Origin of the sequence: Micromonospora sp. CP22 (assembly GCF_009712475.1) — a bacterium.
Classification (GTDB): domain Bacteria; phylum Actinomycetota; class Actinomycetes; order Mycobacteriales; family Micromonosporaceae; genus Micromonospora.
Genome location: NZ_VCJO01000005.1, coordinates 1 through 20,607 on the forward strand (window position 1 = coordinate 1; position 20,607 = coordinate 20,607).

Sequence of the window (20,607 nt, forward strand, 5' to 3'; positions counted from 1 at the left end):
CCGCGCCACCCTGCCCGCCCCAACGGTGCATGTCACGCCGCCACGCCGTCCAAAACAGACCTTCTCAAACACGCTCTGAGTGTTCCGGATCCGACTCCCCGCAGCCCGGCCTGCGTACCCGGGCCGAAGTATCCGTTGATCGAGTTGAGAGCGATACCGATCTCGTACTGGATCGCCATCATGAAGCCCTGTTGGACGTCCCGCGAGTAGATGCCGTCGCAGGGCACCAGGCCCATCGCCGGGATGCCGATGCCTGCGACGTAGCGGGAGTTGAGCCGCTTCTGGATGTTCTGGATGTTGATGTCGCCCCGTGGCACGAGACGGAACTGGTCCATCCGCATCAGCGCCTTGACGATGTGCGGCCACATCGCGTTGTTGTCCTGGTCGACATACGTCAGACCGGCATCGCTGTAGAGCCGCTCAAGTGCGATCTGCGAGTCGACACCCCAGTTGTCGTACACTGTGGACGCCCAGTAGCCCTTGCAGAAAAGGGCACTGTTGTATATGCGGATCAGGTTTCCGTTGACCTCGCGGCTCGGCTGCCGGTTTCGCCTCTTGACGGCGTCGAAGGTGCCGGGACCGAAGCTCTGTACCGTCGGCGAGATGCCGAGTTCGTGCTGAAGAGCTTGGGTGAGCGAGAGGACCGTGGACCATCCGGTGCGCCCGAGTTCAGGGCACCGGATATACCCCGGGGCGTTCGCGTAGGTGGCGTTCACCCACTTCTGAGCCGCATAGACGTGGATGTCGGCGAAGCCGGTCCAGGGTGCGGACGGGTCGATCGTCGAGCCGGGTTGCGCGTACACGTGCAACGTCCCGGGACAGTCGGTGCCGTACTGGTGCGAGTGCGGCAGGATGTGGTTGCCGGTCCTTCTCGGAGCTTCTTCACGCAGGTGCTGGATGAGCAATCGGTACGACTGCAGCATCGCCTCGGTGGGCATCTGGCCGCCGCGCAGGAGGGCGCAGATGGAGTAGAACCCGGCGTTGCGGCCCAGCCCGTCGATGAGCGGGCCGTCGCCGTAGTTCGCCTCGCCTCGCTCGTAGCCCCGACCCTCGTAGATGTTGCCGTGCGGGCAGATAAGGAAGTTGTACCAGATGTCCTTGTTGGTGGTTGAGTCGTTGTAGTCGCCCTCGTAGACGTCGGCGATGTCCCGCCGGCAGTCCTCTTCCGTGTTGTAGTCGCGGTGCCACGGGCGGTCCGCGCCCCGGTAGTGGATGAATACGCCGCCGACCGGATTCCACGCGTTATCCAGGTTGGGACGGGGCGGTGCCATTGCATGCGCCCGCAAGTCTTCGGGCGCATAGACTCCCCAGGTAGAGCGATTTTGGATAGTGACGAGCATTGCTCCTCGTTTCACCTGATGGACCGATTCGACAGGGGTGCGAATTACAGCACTTCATCTCCGCCAGCGAATGCCTCATGATGCGCCGGTGTGCCGGCTCCAATCCGCCGAGCAAATCCCCCCGTTCTGCCTGGGCTTCCGCATGAAGAATTGACCATCGACGCGATTATTATTGCAGCACATCGATGCCTTGATCCTATGGCACGTCCGTTCATGGCGGGGGGAGGCATTTCGGACCTTTGTTCCAATTCGCCAAGTCTCGGGGTCGAATCAGCCGCCCGCACCGCCGGCACTAGGCTGGCGGCTTGCCGGCGTAGGGGGCAGTGGTGGTTGTCAGGCGCTCCGCGTGGTTACGACGGGTGGCCCAGCCGGTGGCCCGGGCGAGTTGGTGGCGCCGACGCATGGCCCGGACGGCCGCCCTGGGACTGGGCACCTTGCTGCTCGTCAGCATTCCCTGGCTCTGGACGACGATCAGCGCTCGCGGCCACCTGTACGCGGAGACGGAAGCACCGACCGTCGACGTCGTGATCGTGCTGGGCACCGCTGTGACGGAGGACGGACGCCGGCCCGGCACACGGCTGGCCGGCCGCCTGGAAACCGCCGCCGCGCTGATCCATGACGGCCGGGCGCGGGTGGTGCTCGTGTCGGGCGACGGAGACGGGGTGTCCGGGGACGAGCCAACGGCAATGACGGCCTATCTGACCGGGCGACTCAGCATCCCTTCCCGGCAAGTCGTCGCCGACCCGCACGGCCTGGACACATACGACAGTTGCCGCCGGGCGCGCGAGATCTACGGGATCGAGCAGGCTCTGATCGTCACGCAGTCCTATCACCTGTCCCGGGCGGTGACGCTGTGCCGGCATCTCGGCATCGAGGCCGCCGGGGTGCCCGCCCGCTGCTCGGGCTGCGGGCACGCGATGCTCGTGCGGAAGGCGGCACGGGACTATGTTGCCAGCGGCAAGGCGGCCTGGGACGTGAGTCGACGTAGGCCGGCCGCCGTGGAATCACCGGCGAACTCGGCCGTCGCGGACGCACTCGCCGGCTGACCGTCTGCGGCAGGCGAGGCGTACTGTCTTCTCTCGAAGGCGGAGCTGGGACGGGTCAACAGCCGTCGATCATGCCCTACGATGTGCCCGATGGGGACTGAGGCAGCACCGACCAGATCCAGGATCGAGACCCTGGTGACGCCGTCCCGAGTCGCGCTGCTCGGCGCCATCGTTGTGGTGCTTCTGCTGCTCTTCCCGATCGAGATCAGGGTGGCCGGCAACCACGAGGGGACCACCTGCGGCAACACCCTGGCGATGGACCTCGACCGTTGGGTGGACTCTGCGGACGGGCCCTACCGCGAGCGGGCCTTCCAATCCTGCACCGCCAAGCGGATCGACCGGATCGGACAGGCCGTCGGCGTAACGGCGTTGACGGTCCTGGCCGTGACGCTCCTGATCACCCGGGACCGGCGCCGGAGCGGAGCGGAGCGTCCCGAGTCCTGACCCTCAGGTGGCGGCGAAGGCAGCCCGGCGGCGGGCGTCGACCTCGGCGGCCAGTTCCGGGGCGCGGTCCAGCGCTTCCGGGTGGCCGCAGGCGGCGAGCCAGTTGGCCAGCATCAGGTGACCACCCTCGGTGAGCACCGACTCGGGATGGAACTGGACGCCCTCGATCGGCAGCGTGCGGTGCCGCATCGCCATCACGATGCCGGAGGCGGTCCAGCCGGTCACCTCCAGCTCGGTCGGCAGCGTCTCCCGCAGTACGGCGAGCGAGTGGTAGCGGGTCGCGGTGAAGGGATCGGGTAGACCGGCGAGGACGCCGACGCCGTCGTGCCGGACCTCGGAGGTCTTGCCGTGCAGCAGCTCCGGGGCGCGGGCGACGGTCGCGCCGAACGCCTCACCGATGGCCTGGTGTCCCAGGCACACCCCGAAGATCGGCAGTTTGCCCGCGTACTCGCGGATCACGTCGAGGCAGATGCCGGCCCGGTCGGGTGTGCCCGGACCGGGCGAGAGCAGGACGCCGGCCGCGCCGACCCGGCCTACCTCGCCCACCTCGATCTCGTCGTTGCGCCGTACCTCGCACTCCACGCCGAGCTGGCCGAGGTACTGCACGAGGTTGAAGACGAACGAGTCGTAGTTGTCGATCACCAAGACGCGCATCGGCCTCACTCGTCCTCGTCGGGTGGCGGAGTGTTGTTCCGGTCGGTCTCGTACGGCAGGTCGTGCTCGTCACCGGGTGGCGCGTCGTCGACCGCGCCATCGTCCCCGGTATCGAGGTCACCGTCGGGCGCGCCCGGCACGCCGGAGTCCTCCTGGGTGACCTGCACGTCGTCGAAGGGGAGCAGCGGCTCCGCCCAGGGAAACACCACGTACCACAGCAACGCCACCATGGTGGTGGCGAGTAGCAGGCTGCCGACGATCTTGCCGGGCAGCCCGAACGGTAGTTTGCGCCAGATCCAGGCGTACATCGTCAGGTCCCCAACTCCGCCGGGCGTCCTTCGGCCTTCGGCTGCGTACGCGTCAACTCGGCGTGGATGATCAACCGTTCGTAGTTGTCGAACTTCGGGTTGCAGGTGGTCAGGGTCAGCATCCGCTTGGTCGGTTTCGCACCCGGCTTCCCTGGCACCGGAGCCACCACCTCGACCTGCGTTGGTTTGACGATCAGGCTCTCGGTGACCTGGTAGACGTGCCAGTCGTTGCGCCCCTCGACCACGATCGGGTCGCCTTTGCGCAGCTCGTCCAACCGCCAGAAGGTGGCCCGGTTCCGGTGCCCGGCCACGGAGAAGTTGCCGACCTCGCCCGGCCCGGCGCTGTCCGGGTAGTGGCCCGGCGCGTACCGGATGTCCTTCTGGCCGACACCCTCGACCACGATCCATTCCTTGTCGAACTTCGGAATGTAGAGGCCGGCGATCGGGGTGCCGTGCACCGCGGGCTTCGGCTTGGCGGACGGGCTGGCTGACGCAGTCACCGTCGGGTCCGTCTCCGGTTCGGGGGCCCACGCCTGGGCCAGTTGCTCGCTCAGCTCGCCCTGGTGGGCGTCGACGATCGCCGACTTGCCCCAGATCTCGTACCCGGCAAAGAGGAGCACCACCAGGCCGAAGGTGATCAGCAGCTCGCCGCTGAACCGCAGACCGGTACGCACCCTGGACCACACGGACGGGCGGGTCAGCTCCGAGTAGACGCTCTTGTAGCCCTCACCCGTCTGGTGCGGGCGCAGCTGCACCACCCGGTCGCCGCGCCTCGGCTTCGGTGCCTCGGTTGCCTGGTCGGCGGGCGGTTCCTCACCCTTGGGTGGCCGAGGTACGGCACCCATCAGGGCGGTCGAGTCCAGTGCGGGCGGTGTGCTCGGCCGCGCTCCGGTGATCGCCGGGATCAGGGCGGTGGCCGCCGGGTCGACCGATCGGTTCGGCGTGGACATCTGCCCAGGCGTAATGGCCTGTCCGGGCGCGGTGGCCGATCCGGGCGTAGCCGCCTGTCCCGGCGCGGCCTGTCCCAGCGTGTTGGCCGGTCCGGGCGTATTGGTCGGTCCGGGCGTGGCTGCCTGGCCCGGCGTGGTGGCCTGGCCCGGCTCCGTGCCCCGCCCACCGGTTGCCGAACCGGTGATCTTCGGCATCAGCGCGGTCGGACCATCACCGGACCAGTCAGCCCGGCCCGGTGACTGCTCCGGCGACTGCCGTGGTGGTTCGACGCCCGGGGTGCCCCGGCCCTCCAGCGACCAGGACGGCGTCGTCGGCGGTTGGCCGGATGCCGGGCCGTTCCCGGCCGACCTGTCCTGGTCAGGCGACGCGGCCCGGAGCGGCTGCGCTGCCAACCGGTCCTGGCCGGTCTGCGCGTGCTGTGGCGGTTGCGCTGGCGGCAGGTTCTGGCTGGCTTGCGCGTGCTGTGGCGGTTGCGCTGGCGGCAGGTTCTGGCCGGTCTGCGCCTGGTGTGGCGGCTGTGCGGCCTGGTGTGGCGGCTGTGCGGCCAACCGGTCCTGGCCTGGTTGCGCCGGGCGCGGCCCGTAGACCGGTGGCCGGTCCTGGCCCGTCGGTGTCTGGCGCTGCGGTTGCGCAGTCGGATCGCCGGGATAGGTCAGCGGCTGCGGTGCGGGCCCGCTGGTGGTCGCCGGTCCGAACTGCGGTGCCGGGGCGTCGGGCTGTCCCGGTGCGGGCCGGGGCGGTTGCGGTGCGGGTGGTACGCGGCCTGCCTGCCCGGACCCGGGGCGCGACGCGTGCTCGCCGTAGGGCGCTCCGTACGGCGGAGCGGGGGTCGGCTGAGGCGAGGCTCCGGGCGGTGGCGCGGCTGGTCGTACCGGGGCGGGTTGGGCTGCCCCGGCGTCCGCGCCGCCGGGCCGGGTGCTGTTCGACTGCTCGGTGTCACCCGCGCTGCGGGTCGGCTGGAAGGCACCCCGCCACGGTGTCGTCGTCACCGGGATGTCCGGTTGACCCGACGGCAGGGGTACGCCGTGCCACTGCTCGTTGTTTCCCGTGCCGTGCTGCTGGCCCGTGGCGGCGCGACCGGGATCGGGCGCGGGATCCCACTGGTCGGCCGGGCGGGCGGGCTCGGCCGCCCGTTGCGGGCCCGGCGCCGGATCCCACTGGTCGGCGGTACGGCCGGTGGTCGTCGCGGCGTCCCACTGGTGCGCCCGCTGGTCCGTGACCGGCGCGGTGTCCCACCGTCCGGCAGGTGAGGTCGGTTGTTCCTGGCCGCCGGCACGCCAACGGTCGCCCGTCGGCGCGCTTCTCCCGTCCGGTCCCGGCATCGCGCCCGTCCGTTCGGGTCCGGGTGCCGTTCCCGTCCGTTCCGGTCCCGGCGTCGCGTTCCAGCCGGTCGAGACCCCGGGGGTCCGGGCGGACGGGTCCGCCACCGGTGGCGCATCCCACCGGCCGGGGCCGCCGGGCGGATTGACCTCGGGGGGCCCGTCGAAGCGGCCGGAGTTGGTCGGCCGCTGGCCGTCCGGTGGCGACCAGCCGCTGCCGGGTGCCTGCTCGGTTGGACGCGAGGCGGTGGGCGGCTCCTGCGGTGGCGGGGCCGGGGTCGGCCCGGACCGGGTGGGCGGCACCGGGTCCGGCCAGGCACCCGTCGTACGGGCGGCTGCCGGCTCCGCCCGCTCCACCTTGGGCAGGAAGGCGGTGGGTTCGTCGGTCTGGTCGCGGTGTCGACCGTCGGACTGCGGACTCACCGGGGGCTCACTCTGGCACCGTCGCGGAACGCAGGGTGGTGGAGTCCTCGAAGGCGGGCACAGTGACGGTGCCAGGAATCTCGGAGTAGCCGAGTTGGTAGTTGTCGACCGCGTCCCTGAACCACCGGACTCCCTCAGAAGCGGCGAGGGCCTGCCGAAGTGCGGCGGGGTCGCCAATTGCTACGATCTTGAAAGGTGGGGAGTACACCCGCCCGTGTAGCAGCAGGGTGTTACCCACGCAGCGTACCGCGCTGGTTGCCAGGACACGCACGTTCATGATTGACATCGCCTCGGCGCCGCCGGCCCACAGCGCGTTGACCACCGCCTGCACATCGCCCTGATGGACGACCAGGTCGTCGTTGGTGGCACCTTCGGGCAGGTTGCTCAGCTGCGGCGCGTCGTTGAGCTGGACGGTCAGGCCGGGACCGGTGAGGGCGGTGAAGCCGGCAGCGGCCCGACTGGAGTCGGCTCGCTGCTGCTGTTCCCTGATCGGGCCGTCGGAGTTGGCGAGGACGGCCGTCCGGCTCTCAAGCTCCCGGCGGAGCGTGGCGGCCCGCTTCTCGTTCGCCGCCACCTGTTCGCGGCGATCCTCGATCAACTCGGTCAGCTGGGGCCGACGATCCTCGCGCAGCGCGGTGCCGCCCGCCGTGGTGGCCGTGGTGGTGAAGAGCAGTCCTGCCGCGAGGGCGATCAGCGGCACGCCGATCGACCAGCCCGGACGGCGCTGACGGGGCCGCCGGGGCAACAGCCCGGCGACGAGTCGTCGCAGCGCCTTCTGCCACGACGCTGCGCCGGACGTGTACTCCACGGGCCAGTTCCCCCTCGTCGCTGTGCTCCGGGTCGCCCGGTACGCCCCGGATCGACAGCCGTCCTACCCTGTTTTCCGGTGCTGCCCGGTACCGGTCTCGCCTCATTCGTGGATCGGACGGGTCTTCCGGACTACGCTAGCTGTCGAACATTATTGGCCATGGACCGTCGCCTTCGCGCCCGGTTGTCAGGCCGGACGAGGTCGTAACCCCTCTGGAGAGCGCCGTGCCCAAGTCTCAGGTCCGCAAGAAGAAGGTGTACACCCCGCCTACGGACGTCCGCCCGACAGCGACGACCGCAGCCGCCAACAAGCCCAGCCCGGTGTGGCTGCCGGTCCTGGCGGTGTCGCTGATCGTCTTCGGCATCGGCTGGCTGGTGGTCTACTACCTCTCCGAGCAGGAGTACCCGGTCATGGAGCTCGGGTACTGGAACCTGGCGGTCGGCTTCGGCGCGATGGTCGCCTCGCTGATCGTGCTGTCCCGCTGGCGCTGATCCACGGCGCGACGCCACGGCTGCCCAGCACCCCGGCGGCCCGCCCGAGCGGCGGTGCCGCCGGCCTCCTAAGGTATGCGGAGGGCAGCGTGGCCCCCGAGTGCGAGATGACTCACGTTACTGCTGGGTAACCTTGCGCGTAGGCTGCACTGCATGACCGAGCGGAGCGAGGTCATCGACCGATCAGGTTGAGGTGCGTCGGCGGTGGTTCGACTGATCGCACCGACGCCCCGGTCGCCGAGCCGCTCGACAGGCAGCAGACCGGGAGGCCAACTCGATGGGCAGCGTCCAGATCGTCACCACGATCCTCGCGGCCGCCATCACCGCCGTTGCGGTGTGGCTTGCGGTACGTGCGGTCATGAAGATGACGGCAGTGATCCGGTTGGGTCAGCCCGATCCGACCCGCTCCGGTGACAAGGTCAGCCGTACCAAGACGATGCTCGCGGAGACCGCCGGGCACACGCGGATGCTCCGCTGGAGCGTGGTCGGCGCGGCGCACTGGTTCGTGATGGTCGGCTTCATCGTGCTGTCACTGCTGGTGCTCGAAGCCTACTTCGAGGTCGTGTCGTCGACCGGCGGGCTGCCGCTGATCGGCACCTGGACGCTCTACGGGCTGGTCACCGAGTGGATCGGCATTCTGGGCATCATCGGTATCGCGGTCCTGATCGCGATCCGATTGGCGAACCGGCCGAACCGGGCGGGCCGCCGGTCGCGGTTCACCGGCTCCACCATGTGGCAGGGCTACTTCGTCGAGGCGGTCGTCCTCGCCGTGCTGGTCATGGGCTTTGTGATCCGTGGCTTCAAGGTGGCCACCGACCACTTCGAGTACCCCGCCTGGGCCACCCCGCTCAGTCACGCGGTCGGTGCCCTGCTGCCGGGCTGGGAGTCCGGTGTCAGCGTGGCCGCGCTCATCAAGATCTCGATCTCGATGGCCTGGGTCATCGTGATCTCGCTGAACGTGACGATGGGTGTCGCCTGGCACCGCTTCCTCGCCTTCCCGAACATCTTCTTCAAGCGCAAGCCGGGCGTGGCCGGCTCCGGTCTCGGCGCGCTGCGGCCGATGATGAGCGCCGGCAAGCCGCTGGACTTCGAGGAGGCCGACCCCGAGTCCGACCAGTTCGGGGTGGCTCAGGTCGAGCAGTTCACCTGGAAGGGCCTGCTGGACTTCAGCACCTGCACCGAGTGCGGCCGGTGCCAGTCGCAGTGCCCGGCGTGGAACACCGGAAAGCCACTGTCGCCGAAGCTGCTGGTGCTCAGCCTGCGCGACCACGCGTACGCCAAGGCGCCCTATCTGTTGGCCGGCGGCGGCAAGGACCTCACCGGCGAGGAGAAGGCCACCGCCGCGCAGCTCGCCCACGTCGACGTGCTGGCCCTCGCCGAGGCGGAGAAGCCGCTGGTCGGTGACGCGGAGTCCGGCGGCGTCATCGACCCCGACGTGCTCTGGTCCTGCACCACCTGCGGCGCCTGCGTGGAGCAGTGCCCGGTGGACATCGAGCACGTCGACCACATCGTGGACATGCGCCGCTACCAGGTGCTCATCGAGTCCAGCTTCCCCTCCGAGGCCGGGGTGATGCTGCGCAACCTGGAGAACAAGGGCAACCCGTGGGGCGCACCGCAGAACACCCGTGAGGACTGGACCAAGGGTCTCGACTTCGAGGTTCCCCGGGTCGGTGAGGTCTCCGACTTCGAGTACCTCTTCTGGGTGGGCTGCGCCGGAGCGTTCGAGGACCGGGCGAAGAAGACCACCCGGGCCGTCGCGACCCTGCTCAACGAGGCCGGTGTCTCCTTCGCCATCCTCGGCGAGGGCGAGACCTGCTCCGGCGACCCGGCCCGGCGGATCGGCAACGAGTTCGTCTTCCAGATGCTGGCCCAGCAGAACGTCGAGACCTTGAACGAGGCGTTCGAGGGCCGGGAGAAGGCCAAGCGCAAGATCGTCGCGACCTGCCCGCACTGCTTCAACACCCTGGGCAACGAGTACGGACAGCTGGGTGGTGAGTTCGAGGTGGTGCACCACACCCAGTTGCTGGCCCACCTGGTCGCCACCGGCAAGCTCACTCCGGTCCAGCCGGTCGACGGTGGGGTGACCTACCACGACCCCTGTTACCTCGGGCGACACAACCGGGTCTTCACCCCGCCACGCGAGGTGCTCGGCAGCGCGATCGAGGGTGAGCTGACCGAGATGCCACGTAACAGCGAACGGTCCTTCTGCTGCGGTGCCGGTGGTGCCCGCATGTGGATGGAGGAGCGAATCGGGAAGCGGATCAACGTGGATCGGGTCGAGGAGGCCATGTCCACCGGGGCGAAGACGGTCGCCGTCGGCTGCCCGTTCTGCTCGACCATGCTCACCGACGGGGTGAACGGCAAGGGCGCCGGTGAGCAGGTCGAGGTCATCGACGTGGCTACCGTGCTGCTTCGGTCGGTCAAGCCCGACCAGGCGGCAGGCGCTGCGGAGAGCGCGCCCGTGGCCGGCTGACCAGCGCGTACGCATCGGGTCGGGCGGCACCTTCAACGGTGCCGTCCGGCCCGGTTTTGTATTGGCATGCATAACTGTCACGAATTGGTCGACACCCTTAGTGTGCGTACCGTCGCACAAAGGTGAATGAGCCGATGGTCGCCTTGATTTACCCGCCGGGCCTTCCCTAATGTTGGGCACCGACCGCCGTGGGTCGCCTGTTCCCGTCTCTACCGCTCGCGGGACGCCCGGGTGGTCGGTTGCAAAGGAGACGCTGCCGGTGGCAACCATGCCCCTCCATCGTCACGCGCCGGGACGAACCCGTCCGGGCGCGCTGCGCCGGGCCGCGCGTGGGCTGGTGGTCCTCGTCGCCGCCGCCGCGGTCGGTGCCGGCCTACTCGCCGCCCCCGCGTACGCCGCTCCCTCGGTCGAGGAGATCGAGGCACAGATCGACAAGCAGTGGCAGAAGCTCGAACCCACCATCGAGCAGTACAACAAGGTGCGCTCCCAGCTGCGGGTCAATCGGCAGAAGTCGAAGAGCCTGGAGAAGAAGATCCAGCCGCTGGCCCTCGAAACCGAGCTGGCGATGAACCGGGTGGCCGACCTCGCCTCCCGCTACTACATCACCGGGCCGTCGCAGGAGATCGGCGTCGTGCTGCTCAACGCGAAGCCCGACGAACTCGGTGAGCAGATGGCCCTCCTCAACCGGCTCGCCGCGCAGGAGCGCCGCGAACTTGAGGGCGTCATGAAGATCCGCAAGAAGTACGACGCCCAGAAGGCCAAGCTCGACGCGCTGATCGCCGACCAGGAGGCGAAGGAAAAGCAGCTGGCGGCGAAGAAGAAGCAGATCGACGCCGAGATCAAGCGGCTGGAGAAGTCGCTGCCGGTGACCGTGGTCAAGACGACCAACTGCCCGACCGTCAAGGACGTGGTCAGCGCCGCCGCGCGGACGGCCATCCAGACCGCCTGTGCACAGGTGGGCAAGCCGTACGTGTGGGGTGCCACCGGGCCGAACTCGTTCGACTGCTCCGGGCTCACCCAGTACGCGTACAAGGCCGCCGGTATCTACCTCACCCACTTCACCGGTGCCCAGTGGAACGAGGGCAAGGCCGTTTCCCGGTCCGAGGCACGCCCCGGCGACCTGGTCTTCTTCCGCAGCGATGTCAGCCACGTCGGGCTCTACCTGGGCAACAACCAGATGGTGCACGCGCCACGGGCTGGCAAGCCGGTCAACGTCTCGCCCATCACCACCATGCCGATCGCCGGATTCCGTCGACCCGGCTGAGGCGCCACCGCCGCGCTGGTTGAGCGGTCGCACAGGAACTCCCGAGGGCCCCCGGTCAAGTCGACGGGGGCCCTCGTCATTGTCGGATGTCAGCACCCACAGTGACGGTGCGGTTGTGTTGCGTATCGATGGCGATCGTCCCTACGCTGGGCAATCGTCGGCCGCTGGCAGATCCGCCCAGCCCGGGTGGTAACGGTCTGACACCGCCGAGTCGCTCGTGAGCGAGCCGGGGACCCAGGTGCCCGGGGTGAATCCGTGAGGGTCACGGTAGGGCGTCCCTTCCCGCCCGAACCCGTCAGCTAACCCGGTAGGCGGTACGGAGGAAGGAGCACGGAGCCCGGTGGCACACCATGCCCCTCGGCGACCGTCACCGCAGCCGGGCATTCCCGGCCGAGCGACGGCTGCGCCGCGTTTCCGCTGGTACCGCTACACATTGGCCGCCCTGACCACGACCGCCGTGCTGCTGAGCGGCGGGGTCGCGGTGGCGTGGGCCGACCCGAGGGTCGCCGACATCGAGAGCCGGATCGACAAGGACTGGAACCGGCTCGAAGCCGTCATCGAACAGCACAACGCCACCCGGCAGGACCTGGCCGGCAGGCGGCGGGAGGCGGAGGCCCTGGACGCCCGGATCATGCCCCTGCAACGCCAGGTGGACGAGGCCCTGGACCGGGTCGGCAAGCTCGCCGCCGGGGCGTACAAGGGAGACCAGGTACGGGCGGTCAACATGCTGCTCGGGGCCCGGTCACCAGGTGAGGTCGTCGAGCACATCGGCCTGCTCGACCGCTACGCCCGCTTCCAGCAGGAGGACATCCGGCACGCGAGTGACCTGCGCGACGAACTCGCCGCCGCCAAGGCCAGGTTGGACAGCACCATCGACCAGCTCACCCGCACCGAGGCCGAGCTGGCGCGTAAGCGGCACCAGATCGACGCCGAGATCGACCGGTTGCAGCGGCTCCGGCTGCGGGCGTACGGCAAGGGAGGCGGTGGGCCATTGCGACCCGCCCCCTGCCCGGCCAGGTATCCCGGCGGGGCGGCCGGCGAGGCGGTCACCTTCGCCTGCGCACAGATCGGCAAGCCGTACTCGTGGGGTGCCGAGGGCCCGCACGCGTACGACTGTTCCGGGCTGACGTTGGCCGCGTGGTCACGGGCCGGGGTCTCGCTGCCGCACAACGCCGCGCGGCAGCGTCGGGTCACCGCGTCGGTCAGCCGCGCCGAGCTGCGCCCCGGCGATCTCGTCTTCTACTACCGCGACCTGCACCACGTGGGCATGTACGTCGGCGGTGGCTGGGTGGTGCACGCCTCCCGGGCGGGTCAGCCGGTCAAGATGAAGCGGCTGGACAGCAGCCCGGTGCACAGCTTCGGTAGACCCGGTTAGCCGCTCGCCCACCGACTTCGGTGACCCGGCTGGGCTCGTACCGCCCGAATGTGGACCTGGCCTGCCCGCGCGAGCGTCAGCGGGTGGGCCAGGTGCGCCAGCTCTGCCAGGCGCGGCTCGGCGTCGGCCCGCGCTGACCCTGGTAGCGGGAGCCGTAGACGGCCGATCCGTACGGGTGCTCGGCCGGTGAGGAGAGCCGGAAGATGCAGAGCTGGCCGATCTTCATGCCCGGCCACAGGGTGATCGGCAGGTTGGCCACATTGGACAGCTCAAGGGTGACGTGACCGGAGAAGCCTGGGTCGATGAAGCCGGCGGTGGAGTGGGTGAGCAGGCCGAGTCGGCCCAGGCTGGACTTGCCTTCGAGGCGGCCGGCGAGCTGGTCGCCCAGGGAGATGACCTCCAGCGTGGAGGCGAGCACGAACTCACCCGGGTGCAGCACGAAGGCCTGGCCGTCGGGCACCTCGACGGGAGAGGTGAGGTCGTCCTGCCGGGTCGCCGGGTCGATGTGGGTGTAGAGGTGGTTGTTGAAGACCCGGAACAGCTTGTCCAGGCGTACGTCGATGCTGGAGGGCTGCACCAGAGTGGGCTCGAACGGTTCGAGGGCCAGGGTGCCCGCCTTGATCTCGGAGACCAGGTCGCGGTCGGAGAGCAGCATCGCCACACCATAGCTGTCCGTATGCGATCGGCGTGTTCGACTACCCGCTTCGAACGTGTGTTCGATAGGATGTCCCCATGGCTTCCTGGTCCGAATTCGCCGCTGACGAGCCTCGACTCGCCGACGGGATCCGCCTTCTCATGCAGCAGTATGGCCCTGGCTTCGGCTATCTGGCCACGGTCCGCGCCGACGGCGGGCCCCGGGTGCACCCGGTCTCCCCGGTGATCACCGACGACGGTCTCTACTGCTTCGTGATCGACTCACCGAAGCGACGCGACCTGGAACGCGACGGCCGTTACGCACTGCACTCGTTCCCGCCGGAGGAGAGCGACGACGAGGCGTACGTCGCTGGTCGGGCCCGACCCGTTACCGACGACGCCACCGTCGCCCGGCTGGCGCTCGCCTCGCGGGCCGCCCCGCACGCCGACTGGCGTCTCTTCGAGTTCACGGTCGACGTGGCGATGCTGGCCCGTCGTGAGCAGTCGGTGGGTGGGACGAGCGGCCTGGCGTCCCGCCCGGCCGTTCAGGTCTGGCTCGACCCGGCCGGCGGCGCCCATCAGGCGACCCGCCCGGTGCCGACCCGCCCCGGGCGGCATCACCGCTGCGCCGCCTGACCCGCACACGCAGGTGCCGGCCCGTCCCACGGAGCCGGCACCTGAGTACGCGGTGCTGCGAGCGCTGCTATGCGCGGTAGGCGTTCCAGGCGTTGATCATGCGGGTGGCCTGACCCGGCGTGAACTGGTACATGCAGGAGTCGTACGAGTAGTCCATGAAGTTGGTGATCGGGTCCAGGCCCGGGCTTGAGCAGGTGTCCCGACCGGTCGGGCACCCGCTGGCCGGCGAAGCCTCGGCAGGGGTGTCCGAGACCTGGTCGCCGCTGCCTGAGCAGCCGCCCTGGAAGGTGTGGTACAGGTTCAACCAGTGGCCGACCTCGTGGGTGCCGGTGTCACCGTGGTTGTAGTTGGTGGCGGTGCCGCCCGGCAGCGATTCGCTCAGCACGACCACGCCGTCCATGACGTTCAGGGTGTTCTGCGGGAAGGTCGCCCAGCCGAGCAGGTTGTTGCTGAGCGCACCGAGGTAGATGTTGAGCGTCGACTTGTTGCCCTGACGCAGTTGGGTCTTCATCTGCCGCTCGGCCGACGAGCCCTGCCGGATCGGGTACCACGACGAGTTGGTGACCCGGTTGATGCTCTGCAACTGGAACGCGAAGGCGGTGGCGGCACCACCCGTCGCACCGCTGAACGACTGGTTCAGCACGTTGATCTGCGAGTGGATCATCGAGTCGGGGATGTTTCCGCCGGCCCGGGTCGTGTCCCGACGGATCACGTGCACCACCACCGGGATGGTGACAGAGGCTGCTGCGGCCTGGGTGCTCAGCGTGCGTTGGCCAACTCGCTTGGCGCGCTCCTGCAGGATGTCGGCGAACTCGGCCTCGCGCTGGTGCACCTGCGCGGGGGTCAGGTGGTTCGGATCGTGGTCGACGACGCTGCCACCCTTGGCCCGCGCCAGGGAGCCCAGGTGATCCTCACACACCTCGTCGGCGGTGACGGCCGCCGCCGCAGGGGCCGCGGTCGTGGTGGAGGCCGGCAGCACGCCGACCATGGCCACGCCGAGCAGCAGGGCGAACGACGTCGATGCGATGCCGGCCATGCGCCGGTTCAGCAGGACGGGACGCGGTCCCATAAGCCCACCTCTTTCTGGCGACGCGACCGGGGTTGTGTCGCGTCGTGCGGAAAACGTGGGGCAGACGTTACAACCCATCGAAGCATTTGAACACGGCCATATGTTGCGCGAGGGTGAAACTTTCTCCCGCATCCGCCCTGGCCTCGCCCGCCCTGGAAGCGAATCGGGCAACTTCGGGCATATGGCCTGTCTGGGTGATCGTGGCGTAGCGACGTCTAGGCGGCCCTGTCGCGGAGCGACCACGCCGTGCGACGGCATCCTGTGGCGCGGGTCGGCGTCGTGTGGGATGTGGTTCGGGTCGGGCTCGTGCGGCGCGGTGGAGCCCTAGATGCACCGGCGGGGGATGCTCGGGTAGAGTGACCTCGCCTGCGGGTGTAGTTCAATGGCAGAACATCAGCTTCCCAAGCTGACAGTGCGGGTTCGATTCCCGTCACCCGCTCCAACGCGAAAGGCCCTGGCCGGGACGTAAGTCCTGACCAGGGCCTTCGATGCTTCAGAGGTCTGGCGCGCGGCTGTGCAGCGGCAACTGTCCCCTGCCCGTCGGAGTGTCGGCTCACTGCTCACCCCCTGGCCGGGTCTCTGCGGTAACGCGCGTTGCGACCGAGGTGAGCCCCTACGCTGGTGATCATGAGGGTTGGCATCGTGATCCTGCCCGACCAGCGCTGGTCGGTGGCCCGGCACCGCTGGCGACAGGCCGACGACTGGGGGTTCGAGCACGCCTGGACGTACGACCATCTGGGCTGGCGCGATCTCGTGGACGGTCCCTGGTTCGACTCGATGACGACGTTGACCGCCGCCGCGACGGTGACCACCCGGATCCGTCTCGGCACTCTGGTCGCCTCGCCGAACTTCCGGCACCCGGCGGCCTTCGCCCGGCAGGTGACCGCGCTGGACGACATCTCAGGCGGGCGGGTGTTGCTCGGCCTCGGAGCCGGCGGCATCGGGTTCGACGCGGCTGTGCTCGGCGGTGAACCGCTGACGCCACGGCAGCGGGTCGACCGGTTCGCCGAGTTCACCGAGTTGCTCGACACGATTCTGCGGCAGGACGGGGCCACCTGGCGGGGGGACTGGTTCGCGGCGGTGGACGCGCGGAGCAATCCGGGATGCGTGCAACGGCCCCGGGTGCCGTTCGTGGTGGCCGCCAACGGCCCCCGGTCGATGCGGACCGTGGTCCGCTTCGGTCAGGGGTGGGTGACCACCGGTGTCGGCGGGGAGGACCTGGACGACTGGTGGTCGGGAGTGGCGCAGGTGACCACACGTCTGGACCGGGCCTTGGCGGCCGAGGGGCGTGACCCGGCGAGTCTGGACCGCTACCTGTCGCTGGATTCGGCACCGGTCTTCTCGCTGAGTAGCGCACGGTTCTTCGCCGACCAGGTGGAACGCGCGGCGAAGCTCGGTTTCACCGACGTGATCACGCACTGGCCGAGGGAGAGCAGCTGGTACGCCGGTGACGAGGCGGTCCTGACGGAGGTCGCCACCCGTCTGCTGCCCGAGTTGCGCGGCTGAACCCGCCGGTCACTACCCGCTGGGGCACTCAGGTGCCGAGGTCGCCGGTGGGGATGTCGCCGACTCCGGCGGAGACCAGGCGGAAGCGTACGCACACGATCTCGCTGTCGTCGGTGACCGGTGTGCCGGCGCGGGCCCAGTAGGCGGCGTGCCCGGCCCGCCACTCCTCGATCGACCGGTCGCCCTCCCCCTCTGCGCGGGCGAAGTCCCACGGCACCTCGGCGAACCGGGTCACCTCGACTCCGGTCACCTGGACGACGGCCAGGAGTGAGTCCGCGTCGTCGACGAGGGCCAGGTGCTCTCCGACGTGCTCGAGTTCCTCACCCTCGTCGACGTACTCGCGCAGCAGGCCGGCGGTGGCGGTCTTCACGCCAGCCAGCACGAGGGTGTTGAGGCGGGTCCGTAGTTCACCCGGGGTGCCGAGGTCCAACGTGCGGAGTCCGCCTATCCGTGGCCACATCCTGCCGAGGTTATCGCCCGCTCGCGGGGATCCGGTGTCGCTTCAACCGTGCCGGCCGGGTTTGAGGGGGTACGGTCGATGGCCGACGACAAGGAGATGCCGATGGCGGGCCGACGTGCGGTGCTCATCCCGGGACGCGGGTACGACACCCGGTACCCCCTCTTCCTCTACCTGGGCGAAGCGCTCCGCCGGCTCGGTTTCGGGCTGCACGGGATCTCCTGGCAGGTGCCGGAGAACTTCGACATCGACACCATCGACAGGTGGGTGTGTGACCACGTCGCCCCGACCCTGCACGAGCGGACGGACCTGCTGGTCGGCAAGTCGCTCGGCACCCTCGCCGCGCCGCTCGCGGCCAGCCGGGGGTTGCCTGCCGTCTGGCTCACCCCGCTGCTGCACCGGGGTGAGGTGGTCGACGCGCTGCGTCGCGCCTCGGCACCGTTCATCCTGGTCGGCGGCACCGCAGACTCGTCCTGGGACGGTCGGATCGCCCGGCAGTTGACCCCGCACGTGCTGGAGATCCCGGGTGCCGACCACGCGTTGATGGTGCCTGGCCCGCTGGCCCGCTCCGCTGAGGCGCTCGGCCAGGTCTGCACCGTGGTCGAGGACTTCGTCCGCTGACCCCTCCCGGTCGTCGGCCGCGAGGTCGTCGATCGGCGAGGTCGTGGGCCACGGCTGTCAGGCCGGGAGATCGGTGGAGGTCAGCAGGGCCGTGATGCGCAGTTCTGCCGCCACTGTCGATGGGCAGTCGGCGACCACGGCGGCGGTGCCGACCGGTTCGGCTCCTCGGGCGCAGCAGATCTCGTAGACGGCGCGTACCTGGGCGGCGGTGTCCACCCAGTCGTCCACCACCAGTACCCGGTCGCCCGGTCCCAGGTGCCGGTCACGGACCGCGAGGTCCACCCGCCGACCGCGAAAGTCGGGGGGACTCTGCGCCCAGGTCAACGGCCCGGCGGGCAGCCGTCCGTCACCTGGCTTGTGCGCGGCCACGAATCCCACGCCGAGGGCGGTGGCTGCCAGCGGGCCGAGGAGGAATCCGGTGACGGCGGGGGACACCACCACGGTGGGCCGGGCCGCCCGGAACGGCGCGACCAGCGCGGGCCCCAGCGCGGTGAGCGTCGCCGGGTCTCGCCACCATCCGGAGATATCGCTGACCAGGTGGGTCGAACCCGGGCCGGGGTCGACCCATCCGAACAGCTCGACGAGGCGTTCTCTCAGCTCAGCGGGCATGTCTCCATCCTGCGCCAGGCGCGTTGCGCACGGGACCGCCTGGCCCACCACCGATCGGATGATCGGCTTCACGTATCACCCTAATTGCGGGCATACCATCATGATCACGTTGACTTCGGAAGTGCTTCTCTCGTTATGGTCCGAGCCGGTTTGACCCGCTGAGAAAGGACCGGGCTGGTGGCTGGCAAGCACTCCCGTACCCGCAGGATCACCTCACCGGCCGGTCTCACGGCCAGCGCCGTGGTGGCGGTCGCGCTCGCCGTCGGCGGTACCGTCGGTGCGGTTCGGCTGACCGCCGGGTCGGAGCCGGTACGACCGGCCGCGATCGACCTCGCGCCCACCACCGAGACGAGCGCTGCTCCGTCCGGCTCGCCGAGCGCGTCGCCGAGCGCCAGCGCCAGTGTCACCGCGTCGCCGAGCCCGACGGTGCGTCCGACGCCGAGCCGCACCACCCAGGCGCCCTCCCGCAGCAAGCCGCGTACGGCCAGCCCGACGCCGAAGCCGACGGCCAAGAAGACGACGGCCCGCCCGGTGGTCGACACCGGCTCCTGCGGCGCCTCCTTCTACTGGCAGGGCCAGATGACCGCCAACGGCGAGACGTTCAACCCGGAGGCGATGACGGCCGCGCACAAGACGCTGCCCTTCGACACGAAGGTCCGGGTGATCAACCCGGCCAACGGTAAGTCGGTCACCGTCCGGATCAACGATCGTGGTCCGTTCATCGAAGGACGCTGCCTGGACCTGGCGCGCGCCGCGTTCGCCGAGATCGCGTCGCTCGACCTCGGCCACATCGAAGTTCGCTACGAGGTGCTCGGCTGAGGCGGTGGAGCGCCGCGATCGGCTCCGGCGCGGGGTCCTCGTGGCCAGAACAGTCTCGTTCGAGGGGCCAGGCTCATTCTTTCGTACACGTACATCGGGCATGCTGTCGGATGTACGCACGCAACTCCTCCAGCCGGGCCGCGGCCCGCTGAGCCCCGGATCCCGCGCCGGCCTCGGCGCGGCCCTCGGCCTGCTCGGAATCGTCTCGGCGGTCGAGCTGGCGGATGGTCGTACCGCCAACCACATCGCGCTGATGGTGGCCGCTCCGTTCCTGGCCGCGGCGCTGGCCTCGTGGCGGGTCGTACTCGGCGTGGGGATCACCGCCTCCGTGCTGGGGGCGACCTTCGCCCTGGCGGAGTGGCCGGTCTCGCTGTCCACGGCGGTCGCGGTGGCCGGCATCGCGCTGGGCACCGGCATCGCGGGGGCGGTCGCGGCGGTACGCCAACGGCAGGCGGAGCAGATCGCCGAGTTGTCGAAGCTCGCCATGGTGGCCCAGCAGGCGGTGTTACGCCCGCTCGGCCCGCAGGTGGGTGCCCTGTCGGTGGCGGGACGGTACATATCGTCGACCGCCACGGCCGAGATCGGCGGTGACCTCTACGAGGCGATCGAGACGCCGTACGGCGTACGGATGATCATCGGTGACGTACGCGGCAAGGGCCTTGAGGCGGTCCGGTTGGCCAGCATCGTGCTCGGCTCGTACCGGCACGTCGCCTATGAGCGGGCCGATCTGCGGGCCGTGGTCACGGACCTGGACCGGGCGGTGGCGCGTAACGTCGGCGACGAGGACTTCGTCACCGCCGCGCTGGTCGAGGAACGCGGTGGCACGCTCACCATCGTCAACTGCGGGCACCCCGCGCCGCTGTTGCTGCGTCGCGGTGCGGTGATCTCCCTTGAGCCGCCGGCGCCGGCGCCTCCGCTGGGCTTCATGCCGGTGGTCCGGCCACGGGTGGAACGACTGGAGCCGGGCGATCGGTTGCTGCTGTTCACCGATGGGCTCGGCGAGGCGCGTCGGGACGGCGAGTTCTTCCCCACCACGGACCGGGCCTGGCGGTTGCTCGGTCACGGTACGGTCGGCGACGGCCTCGCCTCGCTGGAGACCGCACTGGTCGAATGGGTGCACGGCCGACTCGACGACGACATCGCACTGGTCCTGATGGAGTACACGGGCTCACCGGGGGATGCGACGGCGGCGGTGCCGAGCTGGGAGGTCGGCGCGGCCGAGGGGTGAGAACTCCCCACGACCAGGGGCGACGTGAACCGGAACGGCAGGTGTGTAATGCCTGTCACTATCAAGACCGGGTTGTCGCTTCCTACCCGCGAGTAATAGAGTCAGGGTTACTGATCGGTAACACCTGTCCGGA

Annotated in this window: 20 protein-coding genes, 1 tRNA gene and 1 riboswitch; of the genes, 12 read left to right on the forward strand and 9 right to left on the reverse strand. The window is 69.5% G+C overall.

The features are described 5' to 3' along the window. Positions 1-32 precede the first annotated feature (32 nt). Entirely contained in the window at positions 33-1,340 is a 1,308-nt protein-coding gene (locus FF096_RS10750; RefSeq protein ID WP_155217041.1) for a peptidoglycan recognition family protein, read from the reverse strand. 401 nt (positions 1,341-1,741) lie between these two features. Between FF096_RS10750 and FF096_RS10755 the strand changes: the two genes are divergently transcribed. Next, complete coding sequence (locus FF096_RS10755) at positions 1,742-2,386, forward strand: vancomycin high temperature exclusion protein (RefSeq protein ID WP_155217043.1); 645 nt, start codon at positions 1,742-1,744, stop codon at positions 2,384-2,386. A 90-nt stretch (positions 2,387-2,476) separates the two neighbouring features. Beyond that, positions 2,477-2,830 (forward strand): hypothetical protein, encoded by a 354-nt coding sequence (locus FF096_RS10760; protein ID WP_155217045.1) that lies wholly within the window; start codon positions 2,477-2,479, stop codon positions 2,828-2,830. 3 nt (positions 2,831-2,833) lie between these two features. On the opposite strand, the gene FF096_RS10765 is transcribed toward FF096_RS10760, so the two are convergent. The 4 genes from FF096_RS10765 to FF096_RS10780 are packed head-to-tail and all read right to left on the reverse strand — an operon-like array spanning position 2,834 to position 7,293. Beyond that, the gene (locus FF096_RS10765) at positions 2,834-3,484 is read right to left on the reverse strand and encodes an aminodeoxychorismate/anthranilate synthase component II (protein WP_155217047.1); all 651 of its coding nucleotides are present in this window, start codon (positions 3,482-3,484) and stop codon (positions 2,834-2,836) included. 5 nt (positions 3,485-3,489) lie between these two features. After that, the gene (locus FF096_RS10770; RefSeq protein WP_155217049.1) at positions 3,490-3,792 is read right to left on the reverse strand and encodes a hypothetical protein; all 303 of its coding nucleotides are present in this window, start codon (positions 3,790-3,792) and stop codon (positions 3,490-3,492) included. A 2-nt stretch (positions 3,793-3,794) separates the two neighbouring features. Then, a complete protein-coding gene (locus tag FF096_RS26610; protein ID WP_309223060.1) occupies positions 3,795-6,485 on the reverse strand; it encodes a class E sortase in 2,691 nt (896 codons plus the stop codon). A gap of 7 nt (positions 6,486-6,492) precedes the next feature. After that, positions 6,493-7,293: a DUF881 domain-containing protein gene (locus tag FF096_RS10780; protein WP_309223061.1), complete on the reverse strand. Its 801-nt coding sequence runs from the start codon at positions 7,291-7,293 to the stop codon at positions 6,493-6,495. A gap of 224 nt (positions 7,294-7,517) precedes the next feature. Between FF096_RS10780 and FF096_RS10785 the strand changes: the two genes are divergently transcribed. From FF096_RS10785 to FF096_RS10800, 4 genes are all read left to right on the forward strand, one after another. After that, entirely contained in the window at positions 7,518-7,784 is a 267-nt protein-coding gene (locus FF096_RS10785) for a cell division protein CrgA (RefSeq protein ID WP_203998879.1), read from the forward strand. 277 nt (positions 7,785-8,061) lie between these two features. Further along, the gene (locus FF096_RS10790; RefSeq protein WP_155217053.1) at positions 8,062-10,257 is read left to right on the forward strand and encodes a (Fe-S)-binding protein; all 2,196 of its coding nucleotides are present in this window, start codon (positions 8,062-8,064) and stop codon (positions 10,255-10,257) included. A gap of 253 nt (positions 10,258-10,510) precedes the next feature. After that, complete coding sequence (locus FF096_RS10795) at positions 10,511-11,521, forward strand: C40 family peptidase (protein ID WP_230462532.1); 1,011 nt, start codon at positions 10,511-10,513, stop codon at positions 11,519-11,521. A gap of 194 nt (positions 11,522-11,715) precedes the next feature. Beyond that, a riboswitch (cyclic di-AMP (ydaO/yuaA leader) is annotated at positions 11,716-11,850 on the forward strand. A gap of 104 nt (positions 11,851-11,954) precedes the next feature. Next, positions 11,955-12,896 (forward strand): NlpC/P60 family protein, encoded by a 942-nt coding sequence (locus FF096_RS10800; protein ID WP_155217057.1) that lies wholly within the window; start codon positions 11,955-11,957, stop codon positions 12,894-12,896. Between the two features lie 76 nt (positions 12,897-12,972). On the opposite strand, the gene dcd is transcribed toward FF096_RS10800, so the two are convergent. After that, positions 12,973-13,551 (reverse strand): dCTP deaminase, encoded by a 579-nt coding sequence (gene dcd, locus FF096_RS10805; protein WP_155217059.1) that lies wholly within the window; start codon positions 13,549-13,551, stop codon positions 12,973-12,975. A gap of 77 nt (positions 13,552-13,628) precedes the next feature. Here dcd and FF096_RS10810 point away from each other — a divergent pair, with 77 nt between their 5' ends. After that, the gene (locus tag FF096_RS10810) at positions 13,629-14,165 is read left to right on the forward strand and encodes a pyridoxamine 5'-phosphate oxidase family protein (RefSeq protein ID WP_155217061.1); all 537 of its coding nucleotides are present in this window, start codon (positions 13,629-13,631) and stop codon (positions 14,163-14,165) included. 67 nt (positions 14,166-14,232) lie between these two features. Here the strand turns inward: FF096_RS10810 and FF096_RS10815 are convergent, their stop codons facing one another. Next, on the reverse strand, positions 14,233-15,234 hold the full coding sequence (locus tag FF096_RS10815) for a zinc metalloprotease (protein WP_155217063.1): 1,002 nt from the start codon (positions 15,232-15,234) through the stop codon (positions 14,233-14,235). Between the two features lie 368 nt (positions 15,235-15,602). Between FF096_RS10815 and FF096_RS10820 the strand changes: the two genes are divergently transcribed. Both FF096_RS10820 and FF096_RS10825 read left to right on the forward strand, forming a co-directional pair. Further along, positions 15,603-15,676, forward strand: a tRNA-Gly gene (locus tag FF096_RS10820). Positions 15,677-15,855: 179 nt separating this feature from the next. Continuing rightward, positions 15,856-16,740 carry an LLM class flavin-dependent oxidoreductase gene (locus FF096_RS10825; RefSeq protein ID WP_309223062.1) on the forward strand — a complete coding sequence of 295 codons (885 nt, stop codon included), beginning with the start codon at positions 15,856-15,858 and terminating at the stop codon, positions 16,738-16,740. Positions 16,741-16,768: 28 nt separating this feature from the next. On the opposite strand, the gene FF096_RS10830 is transcribed toward FF096_RS10825, so the two are convergent. Then, positions 16,769-17,200, reverse strand: a complete 432-nt coding sequence (locus FF096_RS10830) for an ASCH domain-containing protein (protein WP_155217067.1) — start codon at positions 17,198-17,200, stop codon at positions 16,769-16,771. Positions 17,201-17,302: 102 nt separating this feature from the next. Here FF096_RS10830 and FF096_RS10835 point away from each other — a divergent pair, with 102 nt between their 5' ends. Further along, entirely contained in the window at positions 17,303-17,818 is a 516-nt protein-coding gene (locus FF096_RS10835; RefSeq protein ID WP_155217547.1) for an alpha/beta hydrolase, read from the forward strand. 57 nt (positions 17,819-17,875) lie between these two features. Here the strand turns inward: FF096_RS10835 and FF096_RS10840 are convergent, their stop codons facing one another. Continuing rightward, positions 17,876-18,427: a phosphoribosyltransferase family protein gene (locus FF096_RS10840; protein ID WP_155217069.1), complete on the reverse strand. Its 552-nt coding sequence runs from the start codon at positions 18,425-18,427 to the stop codon at positions 17,876-17,878. A 177-nt stretch (positions 18,428-18,604) separates the two neighbouring features. Between FF096_RS10840 and FF096_RS10845 the strand changes: the two genes are divergently transcribed. Then, positions 18,605-19,246, forward strand: a complete 642-nt coding sequence (locus FF096_RS10845; protein ID WP_309223063.1) for a septal ring lytic transglycosylase RlpA family protein — start codon at positions 18,605-18,607, stop codon at positions 19,244-19,246. A gap of 100 nt (positions 19,247-19,346) precedes the next feature. Then, positions 19,347-20,474, forward strand: a complete 1,128-nt coding sequence (locus tag FF096_RS10850; RefSeq protein ID WP_155217073.1) for a PP2C family protein-serine/threonine phosphatase — start codon at positions 19,347-19,349, stop codon at positions 20,472-20,474. Positions 20,475-20,607: the final 133 nt, after the last annotated feature.

Coding starts and splice junctions, on each gene's coding strand:
- FF096_RS10750 (WP_155217041.1), bottom strand. CDS start 1,340: ATGCTCGTCACTATCCAAAATCGCTCTACCTGGGGAGTCTATGCGCCC.
- FF096_RS10755 (WP_155217043.1), top strand. CDS start 1,742: ATGGCCCGGACGGCCGCCCTGGGACTGGGCACCTTGCTGCTCGTCAGC.
- FF096_RS10760 (WP_155217045.1), top strand. CDS start 2,477: ATGGGGACTGAGGCAGCACCGACCAGATCCAGGATCGAGACCCTGGTG.
- FF096_RS10765 (WP_155217047.1), bottom strand. CDS start 3,484: ATGCGCGTCTTGGTGATCGACAACTACGACTCGTTCGTCTTCAACCTC.
- FF096_RS10770 (WP_155217049.1), bottom strand. CDS start 3,792: ATGTACGCCTGGATCTGGCGCAAACTACCGTTCGGGCTGCCCGGCAAG.
- FF096_RS10790 (WP_155217053.1), top strand. CDS start 8,062: ATGGGCAGCGTCCAGATCGTCACCACGATCCTCGCGGCCGCCATCACC.
- dcd (WP_155217059.1), bottom strand. CDS start 13,551: ATGCTGCTCTCCGACCGCGACCTGGTCTCCGAGATCAAGGCGGGCACC.
- FF096_RS10810 (WP_155217061.1), top strand. CDS start 13,629: ATGGCTTCCTGGTCCGAATTCGCCGCTGACGAGCCTCGACTCGCCGAC.
- FF096_RS10815 (WP_155217063.1), bottom strand. CDS start 15,234: ATGGGACCGCGTCCCGTCCTGCTGAACCGGCGCATGGCCGGCATCGCA.
- FF096_RS10830 (WP_155217067.1), bottom strand. CDS start 17,200: ATGTGGCCACGGATAGGCGGACTCCGCACGTTGGACCTCGGCACCCCG.
- FF096_RS10835 (WP_155217547.1), top strand. CDS start 17,303: ATGGCGGGCCGACGTGCGGTGCTCATCCCGGGACGCGGGTACGACACC.
- FF096_RS10840 (WP_155217069.1), bottom strand. CDS start 18,427: ATGCCCGCTGAGCTGAGAGAACGCCTCGTCGAGCTGTTCGGATGGGTC.
- FF096_RS10850 (WP_155217073.1), top strand. CDS start 19,347: ATGCTGTCGGATGTACGCACGCAACTCCTCCAGCCGGGCCGCGGCCCG.